The 14,344-nt window shown below is 44.7% G+C and carries 15 protein-coding genes and 1 pseudogene; 7 read left to right on the top strand and 9 right to left on the bottom strand.

Annotated elements, in window-relative coordinates:
* Positions 1 to 314: 314 nt before the first annotated feature.
* The 5 genes from tsoR to GN111_RS23725 all read left to right on the top strand — a co-directional run bounded on the left by tsoR (position 315) and on the right by GN111_RS23725 (position 3,576).
* Positions 315 to 659, top strand: a complete 345-nt coding sequence (tsoR, locus tag GN111_RS23760) for an ArsR/SmtB-type metalloregulator TsoR (protein ID WP_197740410.1) — start codon at positions 315 to 317, stop codon at positions 657 to 659.
* A gap of 23 nt (positions 660 to 682) precedes the next feature.
* Positions 683 to 1,132: an LULAXC motif selenoprotein TsoA gene (gene tsoA, locus GN111_RS34295; protein ID WP_337833580.1), complete on the top strand. Its 450-nt coding sequence runs from the start codon at positions 683 to 685 to the stop codon at positions 1,130 to 1,132.
* A gap of 72 nt (positions 1,133 to 1,204) precedes the next feature.
* The gene (locus GN111_RS23745; protein WP_197740409.1) at positions 1,205 to 1,561 is read left to right on the top strand and encodes an SHOCT domain-containing protein; all 357 of its coding nucleotides are present in this window, start codon (positions 1,205 to 1,207) and stop codon (positions 1,559 to 1,561) included.
* Between the two features lie 12 nt (positions 1,562 to 1,573).
* Complete coding sequence (locus GN111_RS34615; RefSeq protein ID WP_272482928.1) at positions 1,574 to 2,950, top strand: arsenite methyltransferase/DUF2284 domain selenoprotein; 1,377 nt, start codon at positions 1,574 to 1,576, stop codon at positions 2,948 to 2,950.
* Positions 2,951 to 2,973: 23 nt separating this feature from the next.
* Positions 2,974 to 3,576 carry a DJ-1/PfpI family protein gene (locus tag GN111_RS23725; RefSeq protein WP_155306135.1) on the top strand — a complete coding sequence of 201 codons (603 nt, stop codon included), beginning with the start codon at positions 2,974 to 2,976 and terminating at the stop codon, positions 3,574 to 3,576.
* A 526-nt stretch (positions 3,577 to 4,102) separates the two neighbouring features.
* On the opposite strand, the gene GN111_RS23720 is transcribed toward GN111_RS23725, so the two are convergent.
* The 9 genes and pseudogenes from GN111_RS23720 to GN111_RS23680 form a co-directional block, all read right to left on the bottom strand.
* Entirely contained in the window at positions 4,103 to 5,632 is a 1,530-nt protein-coding gene (locus GN111_RS23720) for an IS1634 family transposase (protein ID WP_435050921.1), read from the bottom strand.
* 17 nt (positions 5,633 to 5,649) lie between these two features.
* Complete coding sequence (locus tag GN111_RS34685; protein WP_492207409.1) at positions 5,650 to 5,739, bottom strand: IS1634 family transposase N-terminal domain-related protein; 90 nt, start codon at positions 5,737 to 5,739, stop codon at positions 5,650 to 5,652.
* Positions 5,740 to 5,904: 165 nt separating this feature from the next.
* Positions 5,905 to 6,711: pseudogene (locus GN111_RS34680) on the bottom strand (IS1595 family transposase).
* Positions 6,712 to 6,846: 135 nt separating this feature from the next.
* Positions 6,847 to 8,463 carry a multicopper oxidase family protein gene (locus GN111_RS23705; protein ID WP_155306132.1) on the bottom strand — a complete coding sequence of 539 codons (1,617 nt, stop codon included), beginning with the start codon at positions 8,461 to 8,463 and terminating at the stop codon, positions 6,847 to 6,849.
* Between the two features lie 20 nt (positions 8,464 to 8,483).
* Entirely contained in the window at positions 8,484 to 8,849 is a 366-nt protein-coding gene (locus GN111_RS33690) for an SHOCT domain-containing protein (protein WP_197740407.1), read from the bottom strand.
* A gap of 49 nt (positions 8,850 to 8,898) precedes the next feature.
* Positions 8,899 to 9,174, bottom strand: coding sequence for a hypothetical protein (locus GN111_RS23695; protein WP_155306131.1), 276 nt, complete (start codon positions 9,172 to 9,174; stop codon positions 8,899 to 8,901).
* Between the two features lie 115 nt (positions 9,175 to 9,289).
* Positions 9,290 to 9,781, bottom strand: a complete 492-nt coding sequence (locus GN111_RS23690) for a periplasmic heavy metal sensor (RefSeq protein ID WP_155306130.1) — start codon at positions 9,779 to 9,781, stop codon at positions 9,290 to 9,292.
* A gap of 359 nt (positions 9,782 to 10,140) precedes the next feature.
* On the bottom strand, positions 10,141 to 11,517 hold the full coding sequence (locus GN111_RS23685; RefSeq protein ID WP_155306129.1) for a sigma-54-dependent transcriptional regulator: 1,377 nt from the start codon (positions 11,515 to 11,517) through the stop codon (positions 10,141 to 10,143).
* 10 nt (positions 11,518 to 11,527) lie between these two features.
* Positions 11,528 to 13,309: an ATP-binding protein gene (locus tag GN111_RS23680; protein WP_155306128.1), complete on the bottom strand. Its 1,782-nt coding sequence runs from the start codon at positions 13,307 to 13,309 to the stop codon at positions 11,528 to 11,530.
* Positions 13,310 to 13,622: 313 nt separating this feature from the next.
* On the opposite strand from GN111_RS23680, the gene GN111_RS34490 reads away from it, so the two are divergent.
* The gene (locus tag GN111_RS34490) at positions 13,623 to 13,892 is read left to right on the top strand and encodes an SHOCT domain-containing protein (RefSeq protein WP_353740190.1); all 270 of its coding nucleotides are present in this window, start codon (positions 13,623 to 13,625) and stop codon (positions 13,890 to 13,892) included.
* A gap of 50 nt (positions 13,893 to 13,942) precedes the next feature.
* Entirely contained in the window at positions 13,943 to 14,305 is a 363-nt protein-coding gene (locus GN111_RS23670; RefSeq protein ID WP_155306126.1) for a hypothetical protein, read from the top strand.
* The last annotated feature ends 39 nt before the right edge of the window (positions 14,306 to 14,344 follow it).

Raw genomic sequence — 14,344 nt, 5'->3', positions numbered from 1 at the left:
AAATTAAAAGGCAAACCAGTATTAAACGTGATTGGCTGATAATATGATCCTCGAAAGGTGCCCAAAATGATAACTGAAAATAAATCAAATGATATTATGGATTCTTTGCACAAAACCTCGAATAGTTTGGTAAATATATGGACTAAAAGTTGAAATCGAAGGTTTCTGTTCAAATGCCCCGCTGATCCAACCCGTTATATTTTCTACTAAAAATCGAGCTTGACATCTTGGCAATCAATATATAAATATATATTTATATGCTGATTTACAAATCTTTGCATTATAGAAACTGAAGGCGATAGGAGAGCTGCAATTTGAATAAAGCGATCGCTGCAAAAAAGAGTTGCACTACAAGCCACCCGATAGATCTCCAGGCGTCTGCTTTTCTTGCGAAATGTTTGAGTGATGAAAATCGGCTGCGGATTTTGCTCTCGATCAGTGAAGGCCAAAAATCGGTGTCTGCGATTGTCGAGGAGCTTGAGCTGTCTCAGCCACTGGTTTCTCATCACCTTAAAGAACTGAGGCGGACATTATTGGTCACTGTTGAAAGAAACGGTCCTTTCGTTTTTTATAAGATGGCCGACAACCGCATAGTTGGAATCGTTGAAAAAATGAGTGGACTGGCTAAAGACCTAATTACCAATCGAAATGGTTTTTAGATTTCATGGGAGGCGATAAATATATGAAAGAAATTGAACAGCTGATTGATCAAATGGACCTGGAAAACGCAATGGAGGTTTTGGCAACCACCGTTAAAAAAATATTTTCACAGGCCAGCGAACAATCACGGCTCAAATTTGTGTACGCTCTCACCGGTGACGCCGGGAAAAGGAATGCCGCTGATCTCGTTCATTTGTGACTGGCTACATGCATGGACGAAGGTGTCGATCCAACGAAAATGTGCCAGAATTTGATGAATAAGGTAGCCCAATCGAAACAACTGCAGGCTGTCACCAATCCAGAAATCCTGGTTTTGTTTGAAGACTGGTTGGATGAAATTGAAAACGAAGTCATTTCCTCCATCAAGAAAAGTGGTTCCGATGATCATGTTTCCATTGCCGAAAAAACTGGTTTATCCAGATCCGGAGCGGATTTTATCATTACCAAACTAAAAAGAGAGGGGCGTATTTAAGTGGTTTTTCGGGCATCAAAAAATAAATACCAATTGGATCGCTCTGCTTGCGAATGAACGAAGGGAAATAATATGGGATCACGTATACATACAAAATGGACTTTGCTGCTAAGCCCAGTGTTATTCCTCTTGGGACTGGATAAAGTTATTGCACAGGATGGGAGTAACTATAGCAGCTGGTGCCCAGGCCCTTGGATGATGGGCGGCTGGGGTATAGGATGGTTTGGTATGGTTTTCATGATAATTTTTTGGGGGTTGCTTATCGTGGGCTTGGTCTTCCTCATCAAACGGTTGATACCGGCCTCAAAAGGCGAGAAGGACGTAATCCTGGGCAGTTATAGTGCCCTTGATATCGTCAAAGAACGATATGCAATAGGTGAAATCAATAGGAAGGAATTTGAGCAGATAAGAATAGACCTAACAAGTTAAAGAGGTGGGAAATTGGAAACTCAGATTTCTAAGAAAGACAAAGATCGGATTGAAGCTGGTATTCAAGGAAAATATACGAAAGTCGCCAAAGACCCTGAAGGGCTTTTCAAATACCCTACGGGCAAGAATGGGCTTGAGGCCTTAAAATATAACCCCGTGCTGATACAGGCGCTACCGAGCTCTGTGGCAGCCTCATATTGCGGAGTGGGCAATCCTTTTTCCATTGGGCCAATAAACAATGGTGAGGCGGTGCTGGACATTGGCTGTGGAGCCGGTGTAGACACTTTGATAGCCGCTATGATGACAGGACCCACGGGGACAGCAGTTGGAATCGACCTGACTGCAGAGATGTTGGAACGGGCAGAAAAAAATCTTAATCTAACGGATCTTAAAAACGTTACCTTTAAAAAGTCCTCCGGCGAGAAGCTGCCTTTTGAAGACAACAGCTTCGATGTTGTGGTTTCCAACGGGGCAATCAACCTGATTCCCGATAAGACCGCCACTTTAAAAGAGGCTCTGCGGGTGTTGAAACCTGGCGGACGGCTGATGATCGCAGATCAAATTATGGTTGGCCAGTTGGAAAAAGACCTGAAAGCCAGAATAGATAGTTGGTTCCAATGAGAGGGTGGAGCCATACCGGGAAAGGATTTCCTGGCTTTATTGGAAAAAGTTGGTTTTCAGAAGTGTGAACTCATTGGTGACACAGGATTTAATAGTACCCCAAAAACCAAGGGAACCTTGTTCCGCGCAGAAAAACCTGCATTATCAACAAAACTTATAAAACCGGTAGCCAATACTGTGCACAGCGATAGAAAGGTGCCTCCTATGGGAAAAAAATCACCGCCCGCTATAGATAGGGTACTTGAAAGAGCTCATGCCATTGGGTGTGAAGAGGCAAAGATTATCGACACCAGAACAGTAATTGTCGAAAAATGGGTTCGGTGGAAGTGCCTATATGGATGTCCCTTTTACAACAAAGATGGATTTCACCCGCCATTTGCTCCCGGTGCAAATGAAACAAAAGAGGTCTTAAGCGAGTTCACTAAAGCAATATTGTTGAAAGGGCCAAAAGGGAAAGCCCTGACGGATATTGCTGTTAGGCTTGAGGGCGAAGCCTACAAAATGGGCTTTTATAAAGCCTTTGCGCTTACAGCTCTGCCCTCAGGTGCTGGCGGCGAAGCTAATTCAGGTGCTACCTGACCCTCTGGCGAAGATGAAGGTCCGTGCGACCTTCAAAAACCTGAGGAAGCAAAAAATAAAGTAAGACCCATGATGGAAGCTTGTGGTATTGACGTCTTCCGAACAGCCAGAAATAATGGGTTTGATATTGACACACAAAAAGAGACGTACGGGCGATGGAATTTTTTTGCTTTGGTATTAATTGAGTAACTGTATAGGCACTGTTAGGAAAAATGACCATAAGTGATTCTATGGACATTTTACTTTTTTTGGCCCAGGGATTCGAAGATCTTGAGGCGGTTAGCGTAATTGATGTCTTTGGATGGACTCAATACAGGGATCATATCCCTGATACTAAGGTTATAACAACCGGTTTTCATCCAACGGTAACGGGACGATACGGTATCAAGATAGCTCCGGATATCCAATTTAATGAAATTTATCCTTCAGATTACAAAGCATTGGTGTTACCGGGTGGATTCCATAGTCATGGCTTTGATGAAGCTTACGATCCTCGAATTCATGAACTGGCTCGCAATATTCATCAAAACTGCGGTTTTATCGCAACAATGTGCGTTGGGGTTTTGCCTATTGCAGACGCCGGGCTTCTTGAAGGGAAAAAAGCCACTACATACCCGTACAGCAAAAATCATTATAATTTCAGCCGATTAAAAACCAATGGTGTCATCACGCAAGAAGAAAATATTGTAATAGATAATCGAATCATTTCCTGCAAAGGACCCGGTTCGTCACTTGAGGTTGCATTCTTATTGATGGAATGCTTAATGGGTTCTTCTGTCGCAAATGAAGTAAAAAAGTACATGGTATATAAGTAAGAAAGCGTGAATGGTCGTTAAGAATCGATGCTTTTTTTATACGATGTCTTGGCGTAAAAATGTTTTTTAAGAAGCTTGGCAGAGCTTCAGTGTAAATGGAATTTAGTTAAAATTCCGTGAGGACCCCAAACCCCTTTTTCTTGAGTCTCCATGTGGATTTTTGAACAACATCTTCAAAAGTGCCCGCGACTCTGGTGTTAAGATAATAACTCATACATCCACCGTCCATTTATATTAAATGAATGCGGTTCTCTATGAAGCTCCAGTTGTCGCAAAATACTCGGATAGCGGGTCCAGATCCCAGGGAATCTCTGGCCAGGTTATCCCGGGCGTTTTTAGCGCCTGCTGAACGATGCGCATGAACTTTTTTCCGATGCTCTTGGATTTGCGACGATTGAATCGAAAGACATACTCGTCCAGGTAATTCTGGCTTATTTTGAACAGTTGATTTTTGGATCTTATTTAATTTCAGCATAATACAGTTATGCAAATTGGTCTTGGCACTACCTTTCCTGAGGATGTGCGGTTAAGCGACTGCTTTGATAGTGGGCGGAAGCGCCACTCGAACTGATTGAAAGACCTTGCCACAAACACCCTTGCATTCGGTTCGAATGGCAAAGCATTTGCCGTTTTCTTCAATCTCGACCTGCTTGAGCGCTTTCAGATCCTGCTTGATGTCGGACCACTCAAACCGGTGTTTGTTATCAGCCAGACGCTGATCGAGTTCTTTTCGAAGCACAAGTGCCAGAAAGCTGCAGAAGACATGGCCGGCAATATTTTCATCCTTTTGATGATAAACAGGTCTGGTTTCCAATAGGGACTTCATATCCCTAAACACGCGCTCCACGCGCCACAGTTCCTTGTACTTGAGAGCTACCTTGTCGGCAGGCAGTTTCGTGTTGGTCGTCAAGACCCACTTGCCGTCAAAACGCGCATCGGCTTTTACCTTTGCCGGGTCGATTCGGGTACTGTCTTTGGCGACCTTGAGATACCTTCGGTAGCCTCGATTGCCGACTAAAGAGGTTGCCCCTTGTTTCAACTTGCGCTTCAACGATTCGAGAATAGCCTCTCGGTCGGCGGCATCTTTTCGTGCCTGGCGCTCATTTAAGCAGACGATATACCGGGTGCCCTCATGAATCACTTCCTTTACCTTCAGTGGGGCTGGCTTTCGCCGATCGGCGCTTTCCGGATAAACTTCGCTGTAGCGTCCTGCGCGGGTGAGAATCTTGGTATTGATCCTTTTGACCTTACGCATGCGGGTGCCAAGGATGTAGGGCGTTTCGTCCTCATCAAGCTTTTCAAGGGTACCCGCGCTGATCATTCCACGGTCGGCAACGATACAACATTCGCCGACGCTAAAGCGGCTTTGCAACCGCTCCAACTCAGGCAGCAAGGTAGTGACATCCGTCGTGTTACCTGGCCACATCTCGCAGCAGATGGGACGACCGGTTTCATCGAGAACCGCCCCAACGACCATTTGGAAAAGATCCGGTCTGTGATCCTTGCTAAAGCCTCTACGACCGAAGTGCTCGCCCCCCTGGCCCTGGAAGTAGATCGAGGTCGTATCGAAAAAGACCAGATCCAGATTCGAGAAGAGATCGCGGTTTTTGTAAAAGAGCATCTCTTCGATCAGATCTTTGTTTCGGCGAGGGCCAAATTTGCCTGCCGCATGCTCCTCGGGAACGACTTCACCCAAGAAAGTCATGGCCCGATAAAGATGATGCAGAGCAAGCGTCTCTGTGCCGGGAATCAAATGATCGCGCTGCCATTTTTCACAGAATCGATCCGAGCCGGATACCATCAACCGGTGCAGGACGGTCAAGAAGATCGCCCGCTCCACATCGAACTCGAACTTACGCCCTTTAAGAAGTTCGTTGATACAATCCTGAATTCCGCTTTCTTTCCACAGGCGATCGAAGACAAGGGCCGGCCCGATGGTCATGGCATGAGCGCTGACATCGCTCTGGCCGGAAAGAATCAGCAACGCTTTTTCAGAAAACCTGGAAAGCGAGCGGATCAACGTCTCGATACGGCCTTTATCCTGAAGCTGATCCATGCGGCCGACGGTGGCAATTACGCCTGCTTTACACGGCCCTTCTCTTTTCGGTTTTCAACGATCTGCAGATATTGGTACTTGCCGGACTTTTTGACACGCGCGAACATGGGAAGGCCTCCGTTTGTTTGAAGACACCCCCATTTTATTATCAAAGATCAATATTGACAATAACTATGTGCATATTCTGTGGCACTACCTTTTTGCGATTTTCTGGAGTCGCATATAATAAATTCAATCGGTTATGAGGCCAATAGGCTCACCAACTGTTCAACTTAAGTCTGGAGGTATCTCGGTTCGAATCGGCCCTGATACGTTCCTCGGATCAATCGCTTGAGCAGGGTCGTCACCAAATGAGCACCATAGAGCTTGTCATAGTTTTTGGTCTTGCTTTGTTTGGTAATTTCGCGTCCAAACTGTTCTTTATCAATGATGTTGTAGCTTTGCCAGTCATCTGTAGCAATGGTTGCGCCGGGCTCGATATTGTCGAGAACGAAGGTTTCCAGAGAGTACCCGGAGCAGTCCAGGGCGACATGCAAACGAATGCGACCCATTCGCTTTTCTATGTCTCAGCGCTCAACGGCAACCGCTACGATGGTTTTTCCTTCGGCCCCTCGACCTCGCTTGCCAGAACGTTGACCACCGATGAAGAACTCATCGACCTCGACGCGGCCGGACAGCTTTTCACGCTCATGACGCACAGTGCAACGCCGGAGCTTTTGAAGCCAGGTCCAGGCGGTGCCGTAACTGCCAAAGCCCAGCAGTTCCTTCAGGTTCGTGGCACTGATGCCTGATTTACGGGTGGTGAACCACCACATGGCTTTGAACCAGTAGGTGACCGGCTTTTTGGAACTGTCCATAATCGTTCCGGCCGTCAGAGAATGCTGGTGTTCACACTGGGTACAGATATAAAGGTTCCTTGAACTTAGCCAGTACTGTTGGCAACTGCATCTTTTGCACACAAAGCCATCGGGCCACTTGAGCTGAAACAGGTACTGGTAACAGGCACCCGGATTGGAGAAACGGGCATCGAATTCGATTTCGGATCTTGGAAAATCCTCGGTAATGGTAAAGTCTGTCATGGCGGCCTCCTTTTTGGTTGGTTGTGAGGCCATCATAACTCAGCGGTGTGACAGATCCGGTCACACCTGAACTCACTGGAGTTTCATAGAGAACCGCATAAATGAATTCAAATTTTTGTGTTTTTTGCGCACATTTTAAATGTGCCGATCAGAACTGATGGTGTCCCTTACAAAATAATTACGCATCATCCCCATATCCTCATGCTCCAAGTTGTGACAATGGTACAAAAACAAGCCTGGGTAATCATCAAATTCGACTAAGAATCTGATTCGCTCGCCGGGCATAATCAAGACAGTGTCTTTCCAACCTTCGTCCACATAGCCTTCATGCATGACACCACTTCGTTCAATAACTCGAAACTGCTTACCATGGAGATGAATGGGATGTGGCATATTCATCATGTTCATCATTCCACCCCCAGTATTGTGAAATTCCCAAATCTCCTTCGAACCTAATTGAACAATCTCGTCATCTGCTACCTCTTCCATCTGAAATACCCGACCATTGATCGACCATTGCATATGCTGCATCGTGAGAAAAAATTGCCTGGGATTAAGAAAATTAACGGCTTCATCTTGCTGAAGGGGGCTAATTTCAGAAAGCTGCTCCGGAAGCGGTTGGTCTTTTTCCACACGCTGCGTAACTTTAATGTTGAATACAGAAAAACCAGCACCGTTTGGAAGGTTTTGATTCTGACCCATTCCACCCATCATCATTCCACGTCCCATTCGTCTGCCCCCCATGCCTCCGGTGTCGAAAGGAAGGCTTATCAGGGATGTCTCATATCCGACTTGGCTATCATAAAAATCGGTCCAGAGCTCTATCCTTTCCCCAGGGCTTAAAAACACATACTGACGGCGGACTGGTCTTTCCAACAATCCACCATCTGTGCCGATGATGGTAAGGGGGCGACCATCTTTCCACGCCAGTTTATATATTCGCGAATTGGAGCCATTTAACAGGCGTAATCGATACGCACAGGTCGATACCGGCAAGGTAAAATCAGGTAATCCATTGACCATTATCATATCACCCAAAAAACCAGCCATCTGTTCCATCCTATGGCCAGAGGTGTATATGAGCTGATTGTCTGTGCCAAACGTTCGGTCCTGTAGTACCAGAGGCACATCATATTCATCGTCTGGCAATCCCACGGCTCGCTCTTCTTCATCGGACACTATAAAAAGACCTGCCAGACCTCGATAAACCTGTGGGCCGGTTCTTCCGTGGGGGTGAGGGTGGTACCAGTACGTACCGGCTCTGTTATTGACCTCGAATTCGTATAGGTAGGATTGCCCTTGCGGAATTACATAGCGCGGATGCCCGTCCATAATCGCAGGGACATGCAGGCCATGCCAATGCACAATCGACTCTTCAGGTAATAGGTTTTTAAAACGAATTCGTATTTTCTCCCCCTGACGCACTCTTATGGTCGGGCCAAGATAGCTGCGTGGAATTTCAACCACTCGGTTTTTATTGCCCCTATGCACAACCGCTTGGTACTGCCAAATTTGAGTGGGGTCTCCAGGAAAGATGGCAACTTCACTCGGTCGAGCCGTAAGGGAAATATCTAAGTCCGGGAGAAATTCTGTGTCTGCAAGCGTCTTTGGGCTTTGCGCTGCAGCTGAATAATCTGATAGAGGCCAGAACCCACCTGTTATCAAGCCCAGCGTTCCGTAACCGGCCAGTTTCAGGAATTGCCTTCTATCATTCTCGCAGTAAGTCCAGAATTCCTTGCTTCGTTTTTTCATTGAAGATCACCATGTGTGAGCTATTGGAGTATATCTTTTTTCATCGATTCGAATTCATCATGGGCTATTTCACCTTTGGCATAGCGTTCCTTCAAAATATCCATTGGCTTGGAACCATTGCTGACAATAGAACCGCCTCTGCTGCCCTTGGTTTGAATCAACCATTTAACAAAAGAAACTATCCCTACGATAATTAGACCCCAAAAAATAATCATTAATATCATACCGAACCTTCCCATACCCCAATCGCCCATCATCCATCGACCCATGTGCCAGTTACTGTACCTGCCGGATTGGGCCAATGCAGGACTTAAGTAAATGTTGCTTAGGATCAATATGGCCAATGACCACGTAAACCCCTTTTGAAGCCCGTTTTTGTAAGTCATGTTACACTTCCCAATCGATTTGTCGAAATACCGAAATAAGGCTGATAACTTACCACCCACAATATCCACTTCGACCAGGGCCATATCCCATCATGTAACCGTTGCCTCTGTGGTTTTGATTGTATTTTCGCGAAGTAAAATCGTGGCCCGAGTCACTATAGCCGCTTCTGTAATGGTCTGCATTATTATAGTACTTTTGCCCATCGTAACCATGTCGGTAAGGACCATGGCCTATGCCACAACCTGCCAATGCTGTTAAAGCAATACCAACAACTGCAACAATCAAGATTGGTCTTACAGCCTTTTTCAAAGATTCGATTTTCATCGGAGCACCTTTCTTCTGATCTATTGGTCTTTTTAGGTAGTCCAAGAATTCATTTTAAATGAGTGGGGCGGTGAGCACCGCCCCATCACAAGTGTTTTCAATACGGCTTTTGAGCCTACCACATGCAATATCTGTCACCACGAGGACCGTTGCCCATCATATGGCCGTATCCGCTATCGCCACGTCCATAGTTTGGTACTGATTTTCTGGCCTGGATTTGATAATCCAGTCGTGTTTGATCCAAATCACTTTGAAGCTTGGAAATTTCACTCTGCAAATTGGAAGCCTTGCTGGTGTCAGGGTTTTCCTTTGCCAGCTCGCTTCTCAATGCCAGCTCTTTTTCGTAAAGCATTTGCCGGTTATTCTCAGTGGCCTTAAAAAATTCATTACGCTGTTTCTCTATTTTGGCTATTTCCTGTTCAGAAAGATTGCCGTAATATTGGCCTTGGCCATGCATAGATCCATCCCCGTGATTCCAATTTGCACTGTTATTGCCTCGCCGCATTCCGTAATTGCAGCCATTACCCCAACCGGCAAACGCCAGGGTAGTAAAGCCAAAGATCGCCACAACCGTTAATACGATGATTCCTTTTGTTTTCTTTTTCATTTGTGCCTCCGTAAAATTAGTTGATTTTCGTTTGGTTTTAAAAATAGCTTTTTTTAAAACCCCGCAATGTTAAAAACATGATAGAGCAATGGCTATGCCAGACTTTGGTCGAAGCAATCTTGTACATACATAACTATACGTAAATATGAGTATTATGGAAAAAAGTATGTTGCTTAGGCGATCAGTACGGTCGATAGCCTATCATTGAATCTGTGGTGTTTTTACACACCTTCAGGCGGATATTATTTGATAGTGGGGTATAAATAACCAGCCAGAAAAATGATAGGAAATGGAATTGGATCAGGGGGTAGTGGGCAGGAATAGCTTTTAAACAAAATCTTTCAACCAGTTGGTAGAGATCAATCGACACCGTACTCTTTCAGTTTGTTGTGAAGGGTTTTCCGATTGATCTTTAACCTCCGTGCGGTTTCACTTTTATTGCCACCAGTCGCTTCAAGGGTGGCAAGTATCGCCTCTTTTTCAATGTCTTCCAAGGGACGGTTAGCTGCAACAGGCTTCGGCCGTTCAACCCAATCACTAACCTTTGAATAGGGTTCGGTGATATTTGAAGCCAGCTCTTTTTCTGTGATGTTATCACCGGTTAACAAAATCACGGCTCGCTCAACTGTGTTTTCGAGTTCCCTGACGTTTCCTGGCCACTCATATTTTAAAAGCATATCCATCGCCAACGGGGAAAATACCTTAACCCTCTTGCGGTTTTTTTTAGCATATTTTTTTAGAAAATGCTGCGCAAGCAAAGGGATGTCATCTTGCCGCTCCCTGAGGGGTGGCACATCCAGCGTAACAACATTCAGGCGATAATACAGATCTTCTCTGAATCTTTCCTTGGCGACTTCTTCTCCCAGGTTCTTGTTGGTTGCGGCTAATATACGCACATCCACGTTTAAGGTTTCATCGCCACCCACTCTTTGAATCTCTCTTTCCTGAATGACACGCAGCAGTTTAGCCTGCATCATTGCTGAAGTTTCTCCGATCTCATCCAGGAAAATTGTCCCCTTATTGGCTTGCATAAACCGTCCTTCACGACGTTTATCGGCTCCTGTGAATGACCCTTTTTCATGACCAAAGAGTTCAGATTCCAGCAGCGTTTCAGTCAGCGCTGCACAGTTTACAACCACCAGCGGATGATTCTTTCGGCTGCTGTTGTGATGGATCGACTTGGCGATCAGCTCCTTGCCCGTTCCGCTTTCCCCAGTAATTAACGCAGTGGCTTCAGAGGGTGCGATCATCGCCAGCATATCAACCAAATCTTTCATCGCCTTGCTTTTTCCGACGATATTTTTTAAATCGTAATCAGCGCTCAGTTTGTCTTTCAGATCTCTATTTTCTACTTTGAGACTGGTATGCTCCAATGCCCGTTCAAGGGTCAGCTTCAACACATCAAAATCAAGCGGCTTGGTCAAATAATCGTATGCTCCGGCTTTTAGGGCTTCAACTGCTGAATCGACCGATGAATAAGCGGTCATGATAAGTATCGGAATGGCTGGATTGTATTCTTTGATTTGTTTTAAAGCTTCTATTCCGCTCATTTCAGCCATTCGAATATCCATCAAGATAAGATCATAGGGGCGCTCTCTAACATGCTGAACCGCCTTCGTTCCATCATCTACCTCAGTGGTTTTGTAGCCCCAGCTTGTAATAATTGTTTTCAGAGTCTTCAAATGGCTGCGATCATCTTCGACCACCAATATGTGAAATAGCTTTTCGTTGCTCATATATCCCTCATCAAAGCTTCTTTGCTGGAATGCTGATTGTAAAGGTAGTACCTTGATCAGGAGCACTACGAACCTTTACACTCCCGTTGTGGGCTTCGATTATTTTGTGGACTATCGCCAGCCCTAAACCGGTGCCTTTGGTTTTCGTGGTATAATAAGGATCAAATATTTTGTGCATATTTTGAGCCTCAATTCCTGATCCGGTATCTCCAATTTCAATGACTATGAGGCTATCATCGGACAAGGAATTTTTAATACTTAGCTGACCACCTTTCTCCATCGCCTGAAGAGCGTTTAAATACAAATTCAGAAGGCATTGAGAAAATCGATCCGAATCAATTTCGGTTGTTAAAGGCTGTTTGGTTAAATACAATTTAATCGAAATATCCTTCGTATGAGCTTCTTTTTCTATAAGCCGTACCGAATGCTCAATTAATGAATTCACATCCGATCTTTTAAGGTTTAAATCTGTCGGTCTGGCAAACTCCAGCAATTCGCTGATGACCCGGTTCATGCGGTCCACTTCCTCAATCATAACACCAGCCATCTCTTTATCACCACTGTCTTCATCAAACTTATTCTTAAAATAGGATGCGATGCCTTTAATTGAACTTAACGGATTTCTGATTTCATGAGCGACACCTGCAGCAAGGCCCCCGATTGCCGCCAGTTTTTCTTTTCGACGAACTTCATCCTGCAGGCGACGGACTTCGCCAAGGTCTCGAAGGATAAGGACCTGGCCGACAAATTGCCCTTCTTCATTGATAATTTTTGATGCACTAACACTGACTGGGACGATCGTATCTTTAACAAATTCACATTCCATCTCTTTTTCGAAAATGGATTCACCTTGATCCAACATCTTTTTTAATCCACAAAAATAGCTTGGCAGAATGGTTTCTGGATCTTTTCCACGTGCGTCAAACAAATTAAGCCCGGTGATCCGCTCAGCAGTGCTGTTGTAGAAGGCGACCCTCCCGTCTCTATCTGTGGCTATCAGGCCTACCGGAAGACTTCTGACGACTTCATCAGCAATTGCACTGGTATCCTGGAGTGATTTTTTGGTTGAACGGTAGCTTTGCATCCAGAACATAGAAATGAAACCGGCCAGTCCCAATACAACCAGTACCCCTGAGATTATAACCGTGTTGCGAACATCCTCTTTGCGTGCATCCTCAAAAGGTTCGGGATCTAAACCGATCAGTATGACGTTCTCATCGTCGGTTTTTCCTGACGGGAAACACCAGTCGTTATCTGTTCCCATCATCATGCCATGCCTGCCCATCATTTGGCGCATGCGATTGTTCATCCAGTCATCGCGGTTAGAAATGGGTCTGAAGTTTCTGTATACTTCAAATGAGCGCCGCTGATTATCGAGGCTTATAATCCTCCAGTTGACTTTATCAGATGGGTCAATCCCCTCTAAGGAAGGGCTATCTCTCAATTGAGTGCCAATTGATGCGCTTCGGCTGCTGGCCAGAACAAGGCCATGGATGTCTGTTATCGTTATATAAAGGACATCTTGCAGGAGAGCAGTCTCTTCGATTAGGGTTTGAATTTGCTTCCCTCCCCACATCATTCCCATCATCCCTGTTCGAGTTCCTGCCTCTATCGCTTTGATAAGAGCAGCGCCTTTCTCGTTCAAAATACGAGACATGTACTGTTTTTCGCGGTTGTGGTTCTGCACTGCCAGCACAACAACAGTGATTAGCAAAATCACGACTGAACCAACAATTATCCAGGGTGAAGCGTGTAGGTTGTGCCCAAAACGGTTTTCGCTGCTCTTATTCATCTAAACATCACCTATTTGATCAGTTTGAAAGTCGGTTCAAGTTTCAACCTGGTAACCTCCGTTAAAGGAAACCTTAGGGGAGACTGGGTAATTTGTAAACAGTTGCTGTCTGAAAATACGCCTGCATGGGTAAAATAACCCCACTTATAGCTGTTGCAAGCCTATATTCTGTAGAATTAACAATAAGCATGCCAGTATTTATTAATGATTCCTTAATGATATGGATTGTATTGATACGCGGCACAGAAGTTGCTCAGTATTACGCTTAATTGGTTTGAGACATTTTAGAATATCCAAAAAATATTGAAAAAGAATGAGGTTAAAAATGTGGGGCTGCAGTTATTACGGCAATATACCGTTCATAGGGTTCCTGTTCTCTCGTGGAATTATTTCCTTAATATTCTGGAGTTTAATTATATTCGCAATAATTTTCTTCATCAAAACAATAAGCAGAAAAAACGACTACTCAAAAGAATCAGTAACCACCGACAGGAACGATTCATTGGAGATATTAAAAATGCGCTATGCGAAAGGCGAAATAAATAACGAAGAGTTTAACAAGATGAAACAGGTCCTCTTATAGCTGGCCAATAAAACTGAAATATAACCAAAAGTCCACCACAAGGAGTTGCCATGAAGCTATTTAATGTTTTTAAAGATTTTAGCATAATAGTTAAAAACAAATTGAATAATGATGGAAACGTTGTCAACAAACTCAGATCAACAAATCTGGATGAAAATCTTGAAGAGGAAATGGTTGAACCAAGCTTTTTTGATGGTATGGGATCAGCCACTGCAACTGAGATTATTAAGCGACGTATCGATCAAAATGATATTGACGAATACGGTATCACTGATCTTGAGAATACGGGTCGTTACTATATAGCCCATGTGAGCGAGGCTAACGGGAGTATCATCCACACACTTATGGTAGATAAGCAGAACGGAATGATACGATCCCTTAGCCGAAAAGCTACCGCCAGGTCTATGTCCTAAGTTCTTGTGATTCTATCGAATAGCCAACTTATTCAAGAA

The organism is Desulfosarcina widdelii, from assembly GCF_009688965.1.
Lineage (GTDB): Bacteria > Desulfobacterota > Desulfobacteria > Desulfobacterales > Desulfosarcinaceae > Desulfosarcina > Desulfosarcina widdelii.
Note: the sequence above shows the minus strand (reverse complement) of the source record. Positions and strands in the feature narration are given on the sequence as shown.